Source organism: Thioclava sp. PTB-PU3-1, from assembly GCF_055666785.1.
Genome location: NZ_JBVNVL010000002.1, coordinates 173,064 through 192,842 on the forward strand (window position 1 = coordinate 173,064; position 19,779 = coordinate 192,842).

General features: G+C 64.1%; 18 protein-coding genes and 1 tRNA gene. 15 read left to right on the forward strand and 4 right to left on the reverse strand.

The window, feature by feature from the left end; translation table 11 throughout:
* The first annotated feature begins 19 nt into the window (after window positions 1-19).
* From ACZ7GB_RS06325 to ACZ7GB_RS06380, 12 genes are all read left to right on the forward strand, one after another.
* Window positions 20-676 carry an amino acid ABC transporter permease gene (locus ACZ7GB_RS06325; protein ID WP_078522569.1) on the forward strand — a complete coding sequence of 219 codons (657 nt, stop codon included), beginning with the start codon at window positions 20-22 and terminating at the stop codon, window positions 674-676.
* 16 nt (window positions 677-692) lie between these two features.
* Window positions 693-1,463 carry an amino acid ABC transporter ATP-binding protein gene (locus ACZ7GB_RS06330; protein WP_078542169.1) on the forward strand — a complete coding sequence of 257 codons (771 nt, stop codon included), beginning with the start codon at window positions 693-695 and terminating at the stop codon, window positions 1,461-1,463.
* Window positions 1,460-2,818, forward strand: a complete 1,359-nt coding sequence (locus ACZ7GB_RS06335) for an aminotransferase family protein (RefSeq protein WP_472158004.1) — start codon at window positions 1,460-1,462, stop codon at window positions 2,816-2,818. The genes ACZ7GB_RS06330 and ACZ7GB_RS06335 overlap by 4 nt, the downstream gene beginning before the upstream one ends.
* On the forward strand, window positions 2,815-3,507 hold the full coding sequence (locus ACZ7GB_RS06340) for a CoA transferase subunit A (protein WP_078542167.1): 693 nt from the start codon (window positions 2,815-2,817) through the stop codon (window positions 3,505-3,507). Before ACZ7GB_RS06335 ends, ACZ7GB_RS06340 begins: the two co-directional genes overlap by 4 nt.
* Complete coding sequence (locus ACZ7GB_RS06345) at window positions 3,494-4,147, forward strand: 3-oxoacid CoA-transferase subunit B (RefSeq protein WP_246831871.1); 654 nt, start codon at window positions 3,494-3,496, stop codon at window positions 4,145-4,147. The genes ACZ7GB_RS06340 and ACZ7GB_RS06345 overlap by 14 nt, the downstream gene beginning before the upstream one ends.
* Window positions 4,148-4,155: 8 nt before the next feature.
* A complete protein-coding gene (locus ACZ7GB_RS06350) occupies window positions 4,156-5,448 on the forward strand; it encodes an ArgE/DapE family deacylase (RefSeq protein WP_078600468.1) in 1,293 nt (430 codons plus the stop codon).
* An 8-nt stretch (window positions 5,449-5,456) separates the two neighbouring features.
* Window positions 5,457-6,632 carry an acetyl-CoA C-acyltransferase gene (locus tag ACZ7GB_RS06355; protein WP_472158005.1) on the forward strand — a complete coding sequence of 392 codons (1,176 nt, stop codon included), beginning with the start codon at window positions 5,457-5,459 and terminating at the stop codon, window positions 6,630-6,632.
* A gap of 102 nt (window positions 6,633-6,734) precedes the next feature.
* On the forward strand, window positions 6,735-7,511 hold the full coding sequence (locus tag ACZ7GB_RS06360) for an enoyl-CoA hydratase-related protein (protein ID WP_078600464.1): 777 nt from the start codon (window positions 6,735-6,737) through the stop codon (window positions 7,509-7,511).
* A 51-nt stretch (window positions 7,512-7,562) separates the two neighbouring features.
* A tRNA-Leu gene (locus tag ACZ7GB_RS06365) sits at window positions 7,563-7,644 on the forward strand.
* 127 nt (window positions 7,645-7,771) lie between these two features.
* Entirely contained in the window at window positions 7,772-9,553 is a 1,782-nt protein-coding gene (locus tag ACZ7GB_RS06370; protein WP_472158006.1) for an ABC transporter transmembrane domain-containing protein, read from the forward strand.
* Window positions 9,554-9,723: 170 nt separating this feature from the next.
* Window positions 9,724-11,613 carry an acyl-CoA synthetase gene (locus ACZ7GB_RS06375; RefSeq protein WP_472158007.1) on the forward strand — a complete coding sequence of 630 codons (1,890 nt, stop codon included), beginning with the start codon at window positions 9,724-9,726 and terminating at the stop codon, window positions 11,611-11,613.
* A gap of 193 nt (window positions 11,614-11,806) precedes the next feature.
* Complete coding sequence (locus tag ACZ7GB_RS06380; RefSeq protein ID WP_472158008.1) at window positions 11,807-12,553, forward strand: VPLPA-CTERM sorting domain-containing protein; 747 nt, start codon at window positions 11,807-11,809, stop codon at window positions 12,551-12,553.
* A 369-nt stretch (window positions 12,554-12,922) separates the two neighbouring features.
* Here ACZ7GB_RS06380 and ACZ7GB_RS06385 read toward each other — a convergent pair whose 3' ends face one another.
* Together ACZ7GB_RS06385 and ettA are read right to left on the reverse strand one after the other, a co-directional pair.
* Window positions 12,923-13,732, reverse strand: a complete 810-nt coding sequence (locus ACZ7GB_RS06385; protein WP_078522580.1) for a division plane positioning ATPase MipZ — start codon at window positions 13,730-13,732, stop codon at window positions 12,923-12,925.
* A gap of 192 nt (window positions 13,733-13,924) precedes the next feature.
* The gene (ettA, locus tag ACZ7GB_RS06390; RefSeq protein WP_078569868.1) at window positions 13,925-15,580 is read right to left on the reverse strand and encodes an energy-dependent translational throttle protein EttA; all 1,656 of its coding nucleotides are present in this window, start codon (window positions 15,578-15,580) and stop codon (window positions 13,925-13,927) included.
* A gap of 282 nt (window positions 15,581-15,862) precedes the next feature.
* Between ettA and ACZ7GB_RS06395 the strand changes: the two genes are divergently transcribed.
* The 3 genes from ACZ7GB_RS06395 to ACZ7GB_RS06405 all read left to right on the forward strand — a co-directional run bounded on the left by ACZ7GB_RS06395 (window position 15,863) and on the right by ACZ7GB_RS06405 (window position 17,897).
* On the forward strand, window positions 15,863-16,195 hold the full coding sequence (locus tag ACZ7GB_RS06395) for a hypothetical protein (RefSeq protein WP_078569869.1): 333 nt from the start codon (window positions 15,863-15,865) through the stop codon (window positions 16,193-16,195).
* A 276-nt stretch (window positions 16,196-16,471) separates the two neighbouring features.
* Window positions 16,472-17,023, forward strand: coding sequence for a hypothetical protein (locus ACZ7GB_RS06400; RefSeq protein WP_472158009.1), 552 nt, complete (start codon window positions 16,472-16,474; stop codon window positions 17,021-17,023).
* A 112-nt stretch (window positions 17,024-17,135) separates the two neighbouring features.
* The gene (locus tag ACZ7GB_RS06405) at window positions 17,136-17,897 is read left to right on the forward strand and encodes an ion channel (RefSeq protein WP_078522585.1); all 762 of its coding nucleotides are present in this window, start codon (window positions 17,136-17,138) and stop codon (window positions 17,895-17,897) included.
* 3 nt (window positions 17,898-17,900) lie between these two features.
* Here the strand turns inward: ACZ7GB_RS06405 and ACZ7GB_RS06410 are convergent, their stop codons facing one another.
* Together ACZ7GB_RS06410 and rimO are read right to left on the reverse strand one after the other, a co-directional pair.
* Window positions 17,901-18,371, reverse strand: coding sequence for a CAP domain-containing protein (locus ACZ7GB_RS06410; RefSeq protein WP_472158010.1), 471 nt, complete (start codon window positions 18,369-18,371; stop codon window positions 17,901-17,903).
* Window positions 18,368-19,753, reverse strand: a complete 1,386-nt coding sequence (gene rimO / locus ACZ7GB_RS06415; protein ID WP_078522587.1) for a 30S ribosomal protein S12 methylthiotransferase RimO — start codon at window positions 19,751-19,753, stop codon at window positions 18,368-18,370. Before rimO ends, ACZ7GB_RS06410 begins: the two co-directional genes overlap by 4 nt.
* Window positions 19,754-19,779: the final 26 nt, after the last annotated feature.

The following is a 19,779-nucleotide window of genomic DNA, read 5'->3' on the forward strand; positions in this document are numbered from 1 at the left end:
GCAAGAGAAGGAGTGAGCCATGGGTCTCGATTTCTCCGTCATCCCGCCTTTCTACGGCACGCTCTTGCTGGGTGTCCTGTGGACCATCGCCATCACCGCCGCCTCGGCGCTCCTGAGCTTCTTCGGGGGTATCCTGCTTGCGGTGATCGCGCTTTACGCGCCAGCCATCATTCGCCTGCCGGTGCGCTTCATCGCCTGGCTCTTCATGGGCACGCCGCTGCTGCTGCAACTCTTCTTGATTTATTTCGGGCTGGTGCAGATCGGCATCGACCTTCCGGCCTTCGTGGCGGGCGTGATCGGCCTCGGCTTCCACTTCGCGGTCTATAATTCCGAGCTGATCCAGACCGCGATGCTCGCGGTGGACAAAGGCCAGATGGAGGCCGCCCGGACGCTGGGCCTGTCGCGCAGGCAGGCGCTCGTCAAGGTCGTGGTGCCGCAGGCGGTGCGCGACGTGCTGCCGCCCATCGGCAACAACATGATCGCGCTTCTCAAGGACTCGGCGCTGGTCTCGGTGATCGGGGTGTCGGAACTGACGCTCTCGGCGCAGCGCGCCATCGGCCAGACCTACCGCGCCTTCGAGTTCTACGCGGCCGCTGCCGTCCTCTACTACATCATCAATCTCGGCATGGAGGCGGTGATCCGCTGGTTCGAGAACCGCAACCGCCTCTATCGCTGATCCGGGAGATATCGACATGACAGAGACAAAATCCTTCGTCGAGATCCGTCACGCCCAGAAATCCTACGGCACGCTGGAAGTGCTCAAGGACATCTCGCTCAATGTGGAGCGTGGCCAGATCGTCGCGATCATCGGCCCCTCGGGCTCGGGGAAATCCACGCTGCTGCGCGCCATCAACGATCTCGATCCGCTGACCGGCGGCGAGGTTTGGCTCGACGGGGTGCAGGTGAATAAGTCCCTGCCGCACAACCAGTATGAGAAGCACATCAACCAGATGCGTCAGGACATCGGCATGGTGTTCCAGCACTTCAACCTGTTCCCGCATCTCAGCGTCCGGGACAACGTGACGATGGCGCCGAAGCTGCTGAAGAAGATCTCCGACAAGGAGGCCAACAAGCTTGCCGAAGAGCAGCTCGATCACGTCGGCATGCTGGAGCGGATCGACTATTACCCGGCGCAGCTTTCGGGCGGTCAGAAGCAGCGTGTGGCGATCGCCCGTGCGCTCGCGATGAAGCCGAAGCTGATGCTGTTCGACGAAGCCACCTCGGCGCTCGATCCCGAGCTGGTGGAAGAGGTGAACCTGGTCATGAAGAAGCTCGCGCAAGAGCACATGACCATGATCATCGTCACCCACGAGATGGATTTCGCCGCCTCGGTCTGCGATCGCGTGCTGTTCATGGACAAGGGCGTCGTGGTCGAGGAGGGCCCGCCCGAGCAGGTCTTCAAGAACCCGACCCAGGAACGGACCCGGAATTTCCTGCGCAAACATCTCGAAGGTGCAAAATGACGACTGAAAGGTCTCACCTGTTCTACCAGTCGCGCCAGCCGCGGCCTTTCCTCGAACGCTCCGAGGGAATCTACCACTACGACGAGAACGGGAAACGCTACATCGACGGTTCATCGGGGGCGATGGTCTCGAATATCGGCCATTCCAATCCGCGCGTGCTGGAGAAGATGAAGGCGCAGATGGACCGTTCGACCTTCGGCTACCGGCTGCATTTCCGCACGCACCCGTCCGAGGATCTCGCCGCACGGGTCGCCGCACGGATGCCCGAAGGGCTCGACAAGGTGTTCTTCGTCTCCGGCGGCTCCGAGGCCGTCGAGACCGCGATCAAGCTCGCACGGCAATATGCGGTCACGCAGGGCGAGGAGAGCCGCTACAAGGTGATCTCGCGGCTGCCCTCCTATCACGGTGCGACGATGGGTTCGCTGAGCGTGACCGGCAGCCCGCTCTTCACCGGAAAATTCGCGCCGATGTTCACGGAGATGCCGAAGATCCCGGCGCCGACCTGCTATCTCGACCGCGACAATCTCACCGAGGAAGAACGCGGCATCAAATATGCCGAGATGCTGCGTGAGAAGATCGAGGCCGAGGGCCCCGAGACGGTGCTCGCCTTCCTGATGGAGCCGGTGGGCGGGGCCTCGACCGGCGCGCTCGTGGCGCCCGACAGCTATTACACCCGCGTGGCTGAGATCTGCCAAGAATACGGCATCCTGCTGATCTATGACGAGGTGATGACCGGGGCAGGGCGCACCGGCAAGTTCCTCGCCGCCGAGCATTGGGGGATCACCCCCGACATCGTCGCGCTCTCGAAAGGGTTCGGGGCGGGCTACGCGCCGCTGGGCGCCGTGGTCGCGCGTCACGACATGGTCGAGGCGCTGCTCGACGCGGGCGGCTTCCTGCACGGCTTCACCTATGCGGGCAACCCGCTGGCCTGCGCGGCCGGTCTCGCGGTGCTCGACGAGATGGAAGAGCAGGACCTGATCGGCAATGCCGCGCGGATGGGCGATGTTCTCAAGGCCCGGCTGACCGGTCTGATGGACCGCTATCCCTTCATCGGCGATGTGCGCGGCAAGGGCCTTCTGCTGGCGTTCGAACTGGTTTCGGACCGCGACACGATGGAGGTTCTGCCGAAAGAGTGGAACGCCCATACCGAGCTGGTCGAATTGGCCTATGAGCGCGGTCTCATCATCTATTCGCGGCGCACGCGGGGCGGTTACGAGGGCGACCATTTCCTCGTCTGCCCGCCGCTGATCGTGACCGAGGCGCAGATCGACGAGATCATGGCGATTCTCATCGACGCGCTCGATGCCTTCGCCGCCAATCACGACCTGCCGGTGGTCGAGGAGGTCAGCGCATGAAGCTGCCCGACAAATCCATCGCGATGGAAGAGGTGGTCGCGCAGATCCCCGACGGCGCCACGGTGCTGGTGGGCGGCTTCGGCGTGCCCGGTACCCCCTTCGCGCTGCTGCGCGAGCTGGCCCGTCAGGGGCAGCGCGATCTCGTGCTGGTCAAGAACGACGCCAACGAGGCGGGCATGGGTATCGACCACCTGATCGCGGGCGGTCAGGTGCGCAAGCTGATCGTGACCCATCTCGGGCTCAACGCCAACGCCATCGCGGCGATGAACGAGGGCCGGATGGAGGTCGAGTTCTGCGCGCAGGGCATCCTCGCCGAGCGTATTCGCGCCGGTGGCGCGGGGCTTGGCGCGATCCTCACCGATATCGGCATCGATACCGAATTGGCGCAGGGCAAGCAGGTGGTCGAGATGAATGGCCGCCCGATGCTGGTCGAACCGGCTCTGCGTGGCGATGTGGCGCTGGTCCATGCCGCGCGCGCCGATTGCTTCGGCAACCTCGCCTATGCCGCCACCGCGCGCAATTTCAACCCGCTTATGGCGATGGCCGCGACCCGCGTGATCGCCGAGACCGAAGAGCTGCTGCCGTTGGGCGGGATCGACCCGGACGCGGCCGAGAGCCCCGGTGCCTTCATCGACCACGTCGTGAAGCTCGACGAGATTTCCGAGGAGTATGGCATTGTCAGACGCTAGATCCCGCATGGTGGCCCGTGCCGCGCGCGAAATCGCGCCCGGCATGGTCGTGAACCTGGGTATCGGCTTGCCCACCAAGGTGGTCAACCATCTGCCCGCCGACTTCCCCGTCTGCCTGCATTCGGAAAACGGGCTGACCGGGATCGGGCCGACGCTGCCGCCCGAGCGCGCCGACCGCAACCTGATCGACGCGGGCGGGGCCTATGTCTCGACGATCCCCGGCTCGGCCTTTTTCGACAGCGCGGTGAGCTTCGCGCTGGTGCGCTCGGGGCGGCTCGACCTGACGCTGCTGGGCGCTTTCGAGGTCGCGCAGAACGGCGATCTGGCGAACTGGAAAATCCCGGGCAAGTTCTCCCCCGGCGCGGGCGGCGCAATCGAACTGGCGCAGAAGGCGCGCCGCGTCGTCGTGATGACCACCCATTGCGACCGCAAGGGCAACCCGAAGCTGCTCGAGACCTGCTCGCTGCCGCTGACCGCGAAGGCGCGGGTGGCGCGGATCTATACCGACATGGCGGTCGTGGACGTGACCGCGCAGGGCTTCGCGCTGGTCGAACTGGCCGAGGGCATCTCCGAGTCGGAGATCCGCGAAGCGACCGGCGCGCCCCTTGCACTGCCGCAAGGCGACATTCCCAGATTCTGAGGCACCACATGGATACCGAGCTGAAAACCCGCATCCTCTCGGCGGTCGACGCCGCATTCGACGACGAGACCGCGTTTCTCTCCGAGCTGACCTCGCACCCGTCCACCCGTGGGCAGGAGCAGAGCGCGCAGGACTTCATGGCCGCCGCCCTCGACGAGCGCGGCTACGAGGTGGACCGCTGGCAGATCGATGTCGACAAGATCCGCGACATGCCGGGCTTTTCGCCGGTGATGGGCGATTACGAGGACGCGGTGAACGTGGTGGGCACCCATCGCAGCCAATCGCAAAAGGGCCGCTCGCTGATCCTCAACGGTCATATCGACGTGGTGCCTGCGGGCCCTCTGGACATGTGGGACGCGCCGCCGTTCGAGCCGCATGTTGCCGATGGCTGGCTCTATGGCCGCGGCGCAGGCGACATGAAGGCGGGGCTGGTGTCGAACCTCTTCGCGCTCGATGCGCTGCGCAAGGCGGGCTTCGCCCCCAGCGCGGATGTGTTCTTTCAATCCGTCGTGGAAGAGGAATGCACCGGCAACGGCGCGCTGGCCTGCCTTGAGCGGGGCTACCGCGCCGACGCCGCGCTGATCCCCGAACCGTTCGAGGAAAAGCTGGTCGGCGCACAGCTCGGCGTGGTCTGGGCACAGGTGCACCTGAAAGGTCTGCCCACGCATGTGGCCTATGCTGGCACCGGCGCCAATGCGATCGAGGCCGCGATCCCGCTGATCGAGGCGCTGCACGGGCTGGAGGAGCGCTGGAACGAACCGGGCTGCCGGCACGGTGATTTCGGTCATGTGCATCACCCGATCAACCTCAATATCGGCAAGATTCAGGGTGGCGACTGGGCCTCCTCCGTCCCGGCCTGGTGCATCTTCGACATGCGCATCGCGATCTATCCGGGTCAGGATATTGCCGCCGCGCGCGCCGAGATCACCGAGACCATCATGGATGCCGCGCGCTCCAACGCCTTCCTGAAGAACTCGCTGCCCGAGATCGTCTGGCACGGCTTCATGGCCGAGGGCTACGCGCTTTCCGACGACCACTCCGCCACCGCGAAGGCGGCGATCGGTGCCCTCGAAGGCGCGCATCGCAGCGTCAACGAGAGCGATCTCGACCGCGTGGCGATCACCGCGACCACCGATGCCCGCTTCTTCGGGCTCTATGCCGACACGCCCGCGCTGGTCTACGGGCCGCGCGCCGAGGCGATCCACGGCTTCAACGAGCGCGTCGAGCTGGAAAGCATCCGTCGCATCACCCAGAGCACCGCCCTGTTCATCGCGGACTGGTGCGGGCTCGAAACCATCTGAGGATTCCCATGCGCGACGCTGTCATCGTCTCCACCGCCCGCACGCCGATCGGCAAGGCCTATCGCGGGGCGTTCAACAATCTCGAAGGTCCGGCGCTGGCCGCCCATGCCGTGCGTGCTGCCGTTTCTCGTGCAGGGCTCGAAGGCGGCGAGATCGCCGATGCGATCTTCGGCTCCGCCCTTACGCAGGGCTCCACCGGCGTCAACGTGGCGCGCCATATCGCGCAGGCTTCGGGCCTGCCCGATAGCGTGGCGGGCGTCACGCTGGACCGGCAATGCGCCTCGGGTCTCAATGCGATCGCGGCGGCTGCCCATGGCGTGATGACGGGCGAGATGGACGTGGCGCTTGCGGGCGGGCTCGACTCGATCTCGCTGGTGCAGAACGAGCATTGGAACGGCTATCGCTATCGCAGCCCCGGTGTGCCCGACGCCTATTACATGTCGATGATCGAGACGGCGGAGGTCGTGGCCGAGCGCTATGGCGTGACCCGCGAAGCGCAGGACAGCTACGCGTTGCAAAGCCAGATGCGCACCGCCGCCGCGCAGGAGGCGGGGCGTTTTGACGCCGAGATCGTGCCGGTCGAGGCGGTGAAGCTGGTGAAAGACAAGGCCACGGGCGACGTCTCGGAACAGTCGGCGCGGCTCGAGCGCGACGAGTGCAATCGTCCGCAGACCACGCTGGAGGGGCTTCAAGGGCTCAAGCCGGTGCTGGGGCCCGACAAATGCGTCACCGCAGGCAATGCGAGCCAGCTCTCCGACGGCGCGTCCGCCTGCGTGGTGATGTCCACCGAAGAAGCCGCGCGGCGTGGGCTGGAGCCGCTGGGCGCGTTCCGGGGCATGGCGGTTGCGGGCTGTTCACCCGACGAGATGGGCATCGGCCCGGTCTTCGCGATCCCGCGCCTGCTGGAGCGCGCGGGGCTCTCCATCGAAGATATCGATCTGTGGGAGATCAACGAGGCCTTCGCCTCGCAGCTTCTCTATTGCCGCGACCGGCTGGGCATTCCCGACGACAAGCTCAACGTCAATGGCGGCGCGATCTCGATCGGCCACCCCTATGGCATGTCGGGCGCGCGCATGGCGGGCCATATCCTGCTGGAAGGCAAGCGCCGGGGCGCGCGCTACGGCGTGGTGTCGATGTGCATCGGCGGCGGGCAGGGGGCTGCGGGCCTGTTCGAGATCTTCTGAAGAAAACAAGGCGGGCGCGCTTCGTGACGCCCCGTTCCGCTTTCCCTTCGCGTGACCCGCGTTATCGTGGGGCCGCGACAAAGAGGGAGGCGCGTTTTCCAGATGGTGTTCAAGGTTATCCGGTACGAGGTCGAAGAGCAGGTCGCGGTGATCACGCTCAATCGGCCCGATGTGATGAACGCGCTCAACGCGCAGATGCGCGCGGAAATCCTCGAGGCGGTAAAACGCGCCGAGGATGAGGCCCGGGTGATCGTGCTGACCGGAGCGGGGCGGGCCTTCTGCTCGGGGCAGGATCTGGGCGATGGCGTCTCGGCGGCCGGGCTCGATCTGGAGCGGGTGCTGCGCGACGAATACGAGCCGATGCTCAAGGCGATCTACGAGAGCCCGCTGCCGGTCGTTTCCGCAGTTAACGGACCCGCGGCAGGGGCGGGGGCGAATATCGCACTGGCTGCGGATGTGGTGATCGCCTCGGAAGCGGCGAGCTTCATTCAGGCCTTCACGCGGATCGGGCTGATGCCGGATGCGGGCGGCACCTATTGGCTGCCGCGTCAGGTGGGCTTTGCCCGCGCGATGGGCATGGCGCTGTTCGCCGACAAGATCTCGGCGCGGCAGGCGGCCGATTGGGGCATGATCTGGGAAGCGATCGCGGAGGTCGATTTCGACCATCACTGGCGCGCCCGCGCGGCGCATTTGGCCAATGGCCCGACGGCGGCCTATCGCGCCGTGAAGCGCTCGCTGCGCGAGGGCTACAGCAACGATCTGTCGACCCAGTTGGAACTGGAAGCGGAGCTTCAGGGCGGCCTCGGCCAGAGCCATGATTTCCGCGAAGGCGTGACCGCGTTCCTCGAGAAGCGCGCGCCGAAATTCGAGGGGCGCTGAGCGCCTCGCGGCCTTGCCAAGTCGCCGCGCCCGCGCTAGCCAGAGCGCGCTGCGGGCGTGGCGAAATGGTAGACGCACGGGACTTAAAATCCCTTGGGCATTGCCCGTGCCGGTTCGAGTCCGGCCGCCCGTAGCCTTTTCGGCGAAAATGTGAGCTATCGTGAGGCCGTCCGGGCATGGGCGTGCCGCAGGCTTGACCAATCGAGGCTTGCCCGCAATGCCCCCGCCGCCTAAACCCGTCGTCAAGCAAGGGGGAATTCATGGCTCGCAGACCGACGGGACCGGCCGATGACCGGCCGAAGACGAAGAAGATCGGCGCGCTCAAGGGGCTCGGCCCCTTTATCGCACCTTACAAGGGACTTGCCTTCGGAGCGTTGCTGGCGCTGATCGCCACCGCCTCGATCTCGCTGATCCTGCCGCTCGCGGTGCGCCGCGTGGTGGACGGGTTCCAGAAGGGCGCGGCGCTGCTCGATCAGTATTTCTTCGCCGCTCTGGTCATCGCGGGGCTGCTCGCGATTGGGACGGGCCTTCGCTACTACCTCGTGACGCGCTTTGGCGAACGGGTCGTAGCCGATATCCGCAAGGCGGTGTTCGACCGGGTGATCTCGATGAGCCCCGCCTTTTTCGAGCGCATCCTGACCGGCGAGATCATCAGCCGCATCACCACCGACACGACGCTGATCCTCTCGGTGATCGGGTCCTCCGTCTCGGTGGCGCTGCGTAATGTGCTGATCCTGATCGGCGGGTTGATCATGTTGATGTTCACCTCGGCCAAGCTGACCGGGCTGGTGCTGCTGGTCGTGCCGGTGGTCGTAGTCCCGATCGTGGTTCTGGGCCGTCGGCTGCGGGTGCTGGGTCGCGAGAACCAGGACTGGATCGCGAATTCGTCGGGCTCGGCCTCGGAGTCGCTTCTGGCCGCGCAGACCGTGCAGGCCTTCACCCATGAGGCGATCACCCGCGAGAAATTCTCCGACGTCACTGAGAAAGCTTACCAGTCCGCCAAGAAGCGGATCGGCACGCGCGCGGTGATGACCGTGATCGTGATCTTCCTCGTCTTCGCAGGCGTCGTGGGCGTGCTGTGGATCGGTGCGCGCGACGTGCGCGGCGGTGAGATGAGCGTGGGCGAGCTGGTGCAGTTCGTGATCTACGCGGTGATGGTGGCGGGCTCTGTCGGCGCGCTGTCGGAAATCTGGTCCGAATTGCAGCGGGCGGCAGGCGCGACAGAACGTCTGGTGGAGCTGCTGCAAAGCGAGGATTCGGTGAAGGACCCCGAGCATCCGGTGCCGCTTCCGCTGCCCGCTACCGGCGCGATCCGGTTCGAGGATGTGAGCTTCCATTACCCCTCGCGGCCGCAGGCCTCGGCGCTCGACCATGTCGATCTCGACATCGCGCCGGGCGAGACGGTGGCGCTGGTCGGCCCGTCGGGTGCGGGCAAGACGACCGTCGTGCAGTTGATCCAGCGGTTCTGGGATCCCGAGACCGGCAAAGTCACGATCGACGGATACGACCTGCGCGATATGGCGCGGCACGATTTCCGTCAGGCGATCGCGCTGGTGCCGCAGGACCCGGTCGTCTTCGCCGCTTCGGCGCGCGAAAACATCCGCTTCGGTCGTCCCGATGCGAGCGATCGCGAAGTCGAAGAAGCGGCCCGCGCGGCCCATGCCTACGACTTCCTCGAAGCGTTGCCAGAAGGGTTCGATACCTATGTCGGCGAGCGCGGCGTGATGCTCTCGGGCGGTCAGAAACAGCGGATCGCGATTGCGCGGGCGATCCTGCGCGACGCGCCGATCCTGCTTCTGGACGAGGCGACCTCGGCGCTCGACGCAGCCTCGGAACGCGAAGTGCAGGCGGCTGTCGATCAGCTGGCCAAGACCCGCACCACGGTGATCGTGGCGCACCGTCTGGCCACCGTGAAGAAGGCCGACCGGATCGTCGTCTTCGAGGAGGGCAAGATCGTCGCGCAGGGCACACATGACAGCCTCGTCTCCGAAGGTGGTCTTTATGCCGAACTCGCGAGGCTGCAGTTCACCGAAGGGGCGTGACGGGGCGTTCGCGCCTTTGCACCTTGAACCCGGACGCTTGTTTCCCCACGTCAGAATTTGCGTGACGTGACGTTTTGGCGGCGGCGTAACTCTTGCCGTGACGGGCGCTTTTGCCGCATCCTGCGCATGGCCCGTCAGTGGAGGAACGCGGCGGCCCCGGGAGGAGAATAATGCAGAAATTCGCGACAGTTGCCGACCGTGATGCGGTCGAGGCCGAGAAACCCTGGGAGGCGCGCAACCGCCCCGAAACGCTTTACGGCTTTCTGAGCGAGACCGCCAAGGCCCATGGCGATCGTCCGGCCCTGTCATTCCAGATCATGTCCGGCCCGACCGACAAGGCGGAGACGCTGAGCTGGTCGCAATTGCACGGCAAGGTCACGCAGGCTGCGAACCTGCTGCGCCATCTGGGCGTGGGGCCGACCGACACGGTGGCCTATCTGCTGCCGAACTCGCTCGAGACCGCGACGGTGCTTCTGGCAGGCGCGACGGCCGGGATCGTGAACCCGATCAACCCGCTTCTGGATGCCGAGCAGATCGGCGCCATTCTGCGCGAGACCAAGGCGAAGGTTCTGGTGACGCTGAAGGCGTTCCCGAAGACCGACGTGGCGCAGAAGGCGGCTGAAGCCGTGCGCCTTGCGCCCAATGTCGAGGCCGTGCTGGAGGTGGATCTCAATCGCTACCTCTCGCCGCCGAAAAGCTGGATCGTGCCCTTCATTCGCCCCAAGACCGAGGTGAAGCACAACGCGAAGGTGATGAGCTTCAACGGCGAAGCCAGCAAGATGCCCGGCGACCGGCTGATGTTCGACGATCCCAACGAGGATCGCGTCGCCGCCTATTTCCATACTGGCGGCACGACGGGCATGCCCAAGGTCGCGCAGCACAAATATTCCGGCATGATCTACAATGGCTGGCTCGGCGGGCGGCTCTTGTTCAAGCAAGACGACGTGATGATGTGCCCGCTGCCGCTGTTCCACGTCTTCGCGGCCTATCCGATCCTTATGTCGGCCATCGCGAGCGGGGCGCATGTCATCTTCCCAACCCCTGCGGGCTATCGCGGGGAGGGCGTATTCGACAATTTCTGGAAGCTGATCGAGCGCTGGCAGGTGACCTTCCTGATCACCGTGCCGACCGCTGTGTCCGCGATGGTGCAGCGCAAGGTCGATGCCGATATCTCCTCGCTGCGGATCGCGCTCTCGGGCTCGGCCCCGCTGCCGATCGAGCTTTACAACCGCTTCAAGGCCGCGACCGGGGTCGAGATCGCCGAGGGCTACGGCCTGACCGAGGCGACCTGTCTGGTGTCGGTCAACCCGGTGGACGGGATGAAGAAAGTGGGCTCGGTCGGTATCCCGATGCCCTATACCCATGTGCGCATTCTCAAGAAGCGCAACGGCACCTACGACGAATGCGCGCGCGATGAGATCGGCGAGATCTGCGTCGCCAATCCGGGCGTCTTCGAGGGCTCGACCTATACCGAGCCGGACAAGAACCACGATCTGTTCGCCGAGGAGCGGTTCCTGCGCACCGGCGATCTGGGCCGTATCGACGAGGATGGCTATCTCTGGATCACGGGCCGCGCGAAGGACCTGATCATCCGCGGCGGGCACAATCTCGACCCGGCGGAGATCGAGGACGCGCTGCTGAGCCACCCGGCGGTGGCCTTCGCGGGCGCGATCGGCCAGCCCGACAGTTTCGCGGGCGAGCTGCCCTGCGCCTATGTCGAACTGGTGGCCGATGCCGAGGTGACCAACGAGGAGCTGATGGAACATGCGCGCGCCAATATCCACGAGCGCGCCGCGGTTCCGAAACATCTCGAGGTGATGGACGAGCTGCCGAAGACGGCGGTGGGCAAGATCTTCAAGCCCGACCTGCGCAAGAAGGCGATCATCCGGGTGCTCAATGCTGAGCTGGAGACGGCGGGCATCAAGGCGCATGTGATCTCGGTCACCGAGGACAAGAAGCGCGGTCTGGTGGCGCATCTGGCGACCACGGGAGACTGCGATCAGGATGCGCTGGCCCATAAGCTGGGCGAGTTCACCGTGCCGTGGGATTGGGCCCGGTAACCTGTCTCTCGCATCGCTAGCAACAATCGCGCCGCCCTCCGGGGCGGCGTTTCGATTGTGGAAACATCATGGCGGGGCATCGCGAAATTGCCCCGGTGGAGCCCCAGTGCGTCCCGATTCCGATGGTTAATGAAAGGTAACGAAGTCGTCCCCGCATCAAGAACGGGGCGAGCCCATCGAGATCGAGCGTGTCATGTTGTTACCGATTGCCAGTTTTGCGAAACGCTGTCTCGCCCTTGTGGTGGCGAGCGTCCTTTATGCCTCTGCCGCGCAGGCGGTGACGGTCGATCTGATCACCAACGGTGATTTCGAGACCGGCGACCTTTCGGGCTGGAATTCGACCAGCACCGCGCTTGCCGATGACTTCCAGATCAATAATGGGCGGTTCAATCCGCGTGGGCCGACACGCCGCGTGGATCCGATCTCTGGCAATTACGACGTGATGAACGAACAGACCGGCTACGGGATTTCGACCCTGACGCAGTTCTTCACGGTCCCCGATCGGGTGATCAGCGCAAGTTTCAACTTCACCTATCAGCTCGTGAACCACTACGCGTCGGGCTTCGACGACCCTAATCAGCAGTTCCGCGTGAGCCTGATCGACGATGCGGGCGCGGTGATCTCGCAGATTTTCTCGACCCAGCCGGGCGACGCGGCGGTCCAGGGCGCGACGCCGCTGAGCTACGATCTGACCAGTTATCTGCAGGCCGGGGCAGGTTCGACGCTGGGCATCCAGTTCGATGTCGAGACGAGCTATTACTATATGAACACCTCGCTCGACGATATTGCGATGATGGTGGAGACGCCCGCCACCGTGCCGCTTCCCGCCTCGGTCTGGATGATGCTGGCGGGGCTGGGGCTTTTCGCGGCGCTTGGCTGGTCGCGCAAGGCCCGTAATGGCGTGGATATCGCAAACTGCGACGGTCCTGTCGCGGCGTAAGAGGCCGTGAAAGCGTCCCGACAACGCCTTCGACATATCCACAACCCGCCATGCAAGCGCCTCAATTGGCCGGAAATCTCGAAGGGTGACGCCAAAACGGCGTCGATACAAAGGAGACACGAAATGCGCTGTCTGGCTGCCCTTTTTCGCCTCTTCAAGCGCCGCGAGGATCGGATTGACCTGCGGATGAAAGAACTCGGCTCGATGCCCGCACCGTGCCGCAGACGCGTATCGCCTTTCGCTGAGATGCCGAAACCTCAGTAAAAGCGCGCGCCTTAGTCAACCACCCGTACCAGTACGAAACGCCCGAGGGTCACTCCCAGCGGGCGTTTGTTTGTCTCAAGGGGTCTGTCGCGCCGTGAGAGAGGCTCAGAAGTCGACCGCGACGCCGGGCAGGTCCAGCTCCTTCATCAGGTCGCGCACTTCCTGACGGGCCGCCACGTTGGAGATGTTGAGGCTCTCGACGCCGAGATCCTTGAGGTCCAGAAGCGTCAGCCCGCGCGGGAACAGCTCGCGGAAGATCACCCGCTCGGAGAAGCCGGGCGAGACGCGGAAGCCGATGCGCTTCGAGAGCTGCTCCAGCGCCGCGCCCACCTTGCGCTTGTTGTGCATCTGCTGGGCGCCCACGCGGTTGCGCAGCACGATCCAGTCGATCGGCTTCAGCCCCGCCTTCGCGCGCAGCTGCCGCGCCGACCAGACCATCTCGGAATAGATCGAGGGGCCGATCACCTTCGACGTCACCGGGTCGATCCGTGCCAGCAGGTCGAAATCGATGAAGCTGTCATTGAGCGGGGTGACCAGCGTATCGGCCAGCGAATGCGCGACCTGAGACAGCCGCGTATGCGAGCCGGGGCAGTCGATCAGGATGAAGTCGCAGGACGGCTCCATCTCGGCCACGGCGGTCGACAGGCGGTGGTCATAGGGGTTCTCCCCCGGACCCAGCGTCGAGGCGTCCACCTCGGGCAGTTCACGATAATCGGGGCAGGGCAGGTCGAGCCCCTCGCGATCCATATAGGCCAGCCGGTTCTCGACATAGCGCCCGAAACTGCGCTGCCGCAGATCGAGATCGAGCGCCCCCACTTTCCATCCCATCCGCGCCAAGGCGGTCGCCACATGCATCGAGGTGGTGGACTTCCCCGACCCACCCTTTTCGTTGCCCATCACGATGATATGCGCCAAGTCCCATCCCCGCTTTGTCTTGTGTCTTGTCCCTTACCAGACACTATAGATGGCAATGGGGAACTGGGGAAGGTGGCGCGCAAGGTGCGAGGTGCCGTGGCGTAGAAACACTGCGTTTAAGCAACAGAGAAAGAGCGCAGAGCATGGATATGCTCTGCGCTCTTTCGTTTCGTTCGAAGTGTATGTCGGAACTTACCGGCTGAACTTCTTATACTTCACCCGCTTCGGCTCGACCGCATCCGGCCCCAGACGACGGATCTTGTCTTCCTCGTAATCCTCGAAGTTGCCCTCGAAGAATTCCACATGGGCGTCGCCCTCGAAGGCGAGGATGTGGGTGCAGAGGCGGTCGAGGAAGAAGCGGTCGTGCGAGATGATGATCGCGTTGCCGGCGAAGTCTTCGATCGCGGCTTCCAGCGCCTGCAAGGTTTCGACGTCCAGATCGTTGGTCGGTTCGTCGAGCAGCAGCACGTTGCCGCCTTCTTTCAGCAGCTTGGCCATGTGGACGCGGTTGCGCTCACCGCCCGAGAGGAGACCCACCTTCTTCTGCTGGTCGCCGCCCTTGAAGTTGAACGCGCCGCAATAGGCACGGCTGTTGACCTGCGCGTCGCCCAGCTCGATCAACTCGGCCCCGCCGGAGATTTCCTCCCAGACGGTCTTGTTCGCATCCAGCGCGTCGCGCGACTGGTCGACATAGGCCAGCTTGACCGTGTCGCCCACGGTGATCTCGCCGGTGTCCGGCTTGTCCTGACCGGTGATCATGCGGAACAGCGTGGATTTACCGGCACCGTTCGGACCGATCACGCCGACGATGGCGCCCGGCGGGATCGAGAAGGACAGGTTCTCGATCAGTTGCTTGTCGCCGTAATGTTTCGAGATGCCCTCGACCTCGATCACCTTGCCGCCCAGACGCGGGCCGTTCGGGATGATGATCTGGGCCTTGCCGACGCGCTCGCGCTCGGACTGGTCCGCCATCTTCTCATAGGCCGAGATACGCGCTTTGGATTTCGCCTGACGCGCCTTGGCTCCGGCCCGGATCCACTGAAGTTCCTTCTCGAGGACCTTCTGCTTGGCCTTGTCCTCGCGGGCTTCCTGCTCGAGGCGCTTGGCTTTCTGCTCCAGCCATGCGGAGTAGTTGCCCTCATAGGGGATGCCGCGGCCGCGCTCGAGTTCGAGGATCCACGAGGTGATGTCGTCGAGGAAGTAACGGTCGTGCGTGACGCAGAGGATCGTGCCCTTGTATTCGATCAGGTGCTTTTGCAGCCAGGCGATGGTTTCCGCGTCGAGGTGGTTGGTCGGTTCGTCGAGCAGCAGCATGTCGGGCGCTTCGAGCAGCAGCTTGCACAGCGCGACCCGGCGGCGCTCACCGCCCGAAAGGGTTTCGACATCGGCCTCGTCGGGCGGGCAGCGCAGGGCTTCCATCGCGACGTCGACCTGGCTGTCCAGATCCCACAGGTTTTCCGAGTCGATCTCGTCCTGAAGCTGGGCCATCTCCTCGGCGGTCTCGTCCGAGTAGTTCATCGCCAGCTCGTTGAAACGCTCCAGCTTGGCCTTCTTGGCGGCCACGCCTTCCATGACGTTGCCGCGCACGTTCAGCGCCGGGTCCAGATCGGGCTCCTGCGGGAGGTAGCCGACTTTCGCGCCTTTCGCGGCCCAGGCCTCGCCCGAGAAGTCCTTGTCGATTCCCGCCATGATGCGCAGCAGCGTGGATTTACCCGCGCCGTTGACGCCGACGACGCCGATCTTCACGCCGGGAAGGAAATTCAGGCGGATGTTTTCGAAGCATTTCTTGCCACCCGGATAGGTCTTCGAGACACCATCCATGTGATAGACATATTGATAGGACGCCATGGTCGACCTCGTTTGGAATAAGGGGTTTGGGCGCCTTCTATGCGGAAAGCAGGCATAGGGAAAGGGGGCGTGGCGGGGGCCTACGGGCGAGCCTGCCGCTTCTGTCGTTTAACTGTCATTTTTCAAGGTGCGCAAATGCGCAGAACTGTGTGTGAAAAGGATGGTTTTCTGCGAATGCGAACGGTCCTAAATCCCTCTCATCGCCGAGAGCACAGACGCTTCCCCCTGTCGCTTCGCTCTCGGTGAGAAGCACAACACGCGTATTCGTATAGGAGAGTAACAATGAAAACGCTGATCACGACTTCGGTCCTCGCCCTCGCCCTGAGCACCTCGCTGGCCGCTGCCGGCGGTGACGGCTACGGCTCCATCGCACCGTCGATGTCGCAAAGCTCCTCGGCCAGCAAAGGCTCGGCTGTTGGTGAAGTGACCCCCGGCAAAGCTCAGATCGCAGCCCAGCTCGGCCTGAACCCGGCTGAATACACCACCGCTGAACTGTTCCGCATCCAGAACGCGCTGCGTAACGGTAACCGCGAAGAGGCAAAATTCGTCATCAACCACACCAACCGTCAGCCGGTTGACGTGGCGCCGCAGCCCGTGATGGGCCGTGACGCGTAAGATCGACACAGTCTTCTGACCGAAAACGGCCCCCTCTGGGGGCCGTTTCTATGTCCGGGCTATCGTACCAATTTCTTTCGAGAAAATAGATTTCCTTTTGTATTCCAGTCACTTCACGGAATCCGGATTGGATGAGAGTTCCCTGTGTATATGTGTTTGAGTGAACACGAGGCGGGGCCAAAACGGCCTTTTGTGCGATGATTGGGCTCATATGTCGGGGTCATCGGCGCCAGATGGTGCCGCTGGAATTTAACCTGCTGATGAAAGGAATTCATCATGACCCGCAATCTTCTGACCACCGCTATCGCAGCCCTCGCACTGACCGCTGGCTCCGCCGGGATCGCCTCGGCCGCCACGACCCAAGTCGGCGCCGACAATGGTACGGATCTGGGTGTCATCGCCCCTTCGATGACGCCGCAACCCCAAGCGTCGTCGATGGTCGTCAATGCGACCAATCAGGGCAAGACCCAGATCGCGGCCCAGCTGCAAACCTTCCCCGGCCTGAACAATGTCGATCCCACGCAATATTCGGTGGACGAGTTGCAGAAGATGTTGCACGCGGCCCGCAATGGCGATGTCGCCAAGCTCGCCTATTACCGCAGCCACGCGGACCGGCAGCTGGGCGGTCCCGGCCTTGGTGAGACCACACCGGGCAAGACCCAGATGGCCGAGCAGCTTGGGCTCAACCCCGATGATTACACCGTGGCCCAGCTCCAGCGCATCCAACATGACGTGCAGCGCGGACGTTACGGCGACGCCAATTACATCGTGACCCAAGGCGCCTCGTCGCAGCCCGCGATGATGCTGTTCGCGCCCAGCGCCCAATGAGCTGATATGAGCTGACTCAACGAAAAGGGCGGTCCTTCGGGGCCGCCTTTTTCATGCGCTTTGACAGGGCGTTCAAAGCCTGTATCCCTGAGCGAAGACGATGGGAGAGACGATGCTCAAGACGCTGCACCATTACTACGAGGAGGATTCCCGCCGCGCCCATGCGTTTCGCTACGCGCTTCTGGCCTTCGATCTTGCCACGATCCTCTTCGTCATCGTCACCTCCTTCTTCCCGCACACGGTCACGATCGAAGTCATCGATGCGGTGATCGGCGTCGTGATCGTGGCGGATTTTCTCGCCCGCTACGCGATCTCAGGCGAGAAGGTCCGCTTTTGGACCCGTGCGGCGACATGGGCCGACATCATTGCGATCGGCTCGTTCCTCGCGCCGATCGCAGGGGAGGGGTTGGGCTTTCTGCGGATTCTGCGGACGTTGCGCTTGCTGCACACCTATCAGCTCATGGCGCGGCTGCGTCACGACTTCAAATTCTTCCGCCATCATCAGGAAATCATCGTCGCCGCCATCAATCTGGGCGTGTTCCTTTTCGTGATGACGGGGCTGATCTATGCCACGCAGGTTCGGATCAATCCGCAGATTTCCAACTATGCCGACGCGCTCTATTTCACCGTGACCACGCTGACCACGACGGGGTTCGGGGATATCACGCCCAAGGGTGAATGGGGGCGGATGATCTCGGTCGCCATCATGATCTTTGGTGTCACGCTGTTCTTGCGGCTCGCGCAGGTGTTGTTCCGGCCTACGAAGGTACGCCATGAGTGCCCGACCTGCGGGCTGAGCCTGCACGATGCCGATGCGATCCACTGCAAACATTGCGGCGAGGTCATCCACATCGACACAGAAGGGCTGACCTGAGCTTCAGCAGGGCTTCGCGAGCACCATCACATACCACGGGCCCTTGCCGTCGCGCCGGGGCACGACCGCCACGCCGATCCGGGTCACGCCGCGCAGCAGGATGTTGCGGCGATGGCCGGGCGAATGCATCCAGGCGTCGAACACCTCGCCCGGATCGCGCTGGCCCATCGCGACATTCTCGGCGATCAGGCAGGCGCGGAAGCCAGCCTTCGCCGCCCGCCTGAGCGGGGTCGATCCGTCCGAGCCCTTGTGTTCGAAGAACCCGCGGCGGGCCATGTCGCAGCCTTGCGCTGCTGCGGCCTGCGTCAATTGCGGATCCATCGCGAGCGCGTTCAGCCCCTGGGCTTGCCGTTGTTGCGAAGTCGCCTGCGCAATCTCGCGCCCTTGAGCGGCATCGATGGCGCATGCGCCAGCCTGCGTCGCGACAGGCAGCAGGCCGAGAAGCAATGCGAGCAAAGCGAGAGTGCGGATCAAACGAGCCTTCCCCAGAGATCGTATTCCGAGGCCTCATCGACCTCGACCGTCACGATATCACCGGGGCTGAGATTCTCGAAATCCTCATCGATGAACAGGTTGCCGTCGATCTCGGGCGCGTCTGCCTTGGTGCGGCAGGTGGCGCCTTCGGCATCGACCGCATCGACGATGACCTGTTGCACCGAGCCGACCTTGGCTTGCAGCTTCGCCTCGGAAATCGCCTGCGCCTTCTCCATGAAGCGGTTCCAACGATCCTGTTTCACCTCGTCAGGCACGTGATCGGGCAGGGTGTTGGAGCGCGCGCCCTCGACGTTTTCATATTGGAAGCAGCCGACGCGGTCGAGCTGCGCCTCGTCCATCCAGTCGAGCAGATATTGGAACTCGTCCTCGGTCTCGCCGGGATAGCCCACGATGAAGGTCGAGCGCAGCGTGATATCCGGGCAAGCCGCGCGCCATGCCGCGATCTCGTCGAGCGTCTTGGCCGAGGCCGCGGGCCGCGCCATCCGTTTGAGCACATCGGGGTGCGCGTGCTGGAACGGAATGTCGAGATAGGGCAGCACGCCGCCGCCGTTTTCCTGAGCCTCCGCCATCAGCGGGATCAGGTTGCGCACATGCGGGTAGGGGTAGACGTAATGCAGCCGCACCCACGCGCCGAGCGAGCCCAGATCACGGGCGAGATCGGTGATGTGCGCGCGGTGGCCCCGCTCCTCGGCATGTTTGATATCGACGCCGTAAGCGGACGTGTCTTGGCTGATCACCAGCAGTTCACGCACGCCCGCGCTGACGAGCTTCTCGGCCTCGCGCACGATCGCATGGGCCGGGCGGCTGACGAGGCGGCCGCGCATGTCGGGGATGATGCAGAACTTGCACTTGTGGTTACAGCCTTCGGAAATCTTCAGGTAGCTGTAATGGCGCGGCGTCAGCTTCACGCCGGCGGCGGGCAGAAGATCGACGAAGGGATCGGGATCGGGCGGCACGGCGGCATGGACCGCGTCCAGAACCTGCTCGTATTGATGCGGGCCGGTCACGGCGAGCACGGAAGGATGCGTGCCGGTGATGTATTCGGGCTCCGCGCCTAGACAGCCGGTCACGATGACCCGGCCGTTTTCATTCAGCGCCTCGCCGATCGCCTCGAGGCTTTCCGCCTTGGCGCTGTCGAGAAACCCGCAGGTATTCACGATCACCGCATCCGCGCCCGCGTAATCGGGCGAGATCGCGTAGCCCTCGGCGCGCAGCCGCGTCAGGATGCGTTCGCTGTCGACCAGTGCCTTGGGGCAGCCAAGCGAGACCATCCCGATCAGCGGCTGACCGGGGCGGGGGGCATCCGTGATGCGCGCGCGGGGCGCGAGATCGGGACGCAGGTTCGGAGGGTTTGTGCTCATGGCGCGCGATATAGCCCTTGCAGAGC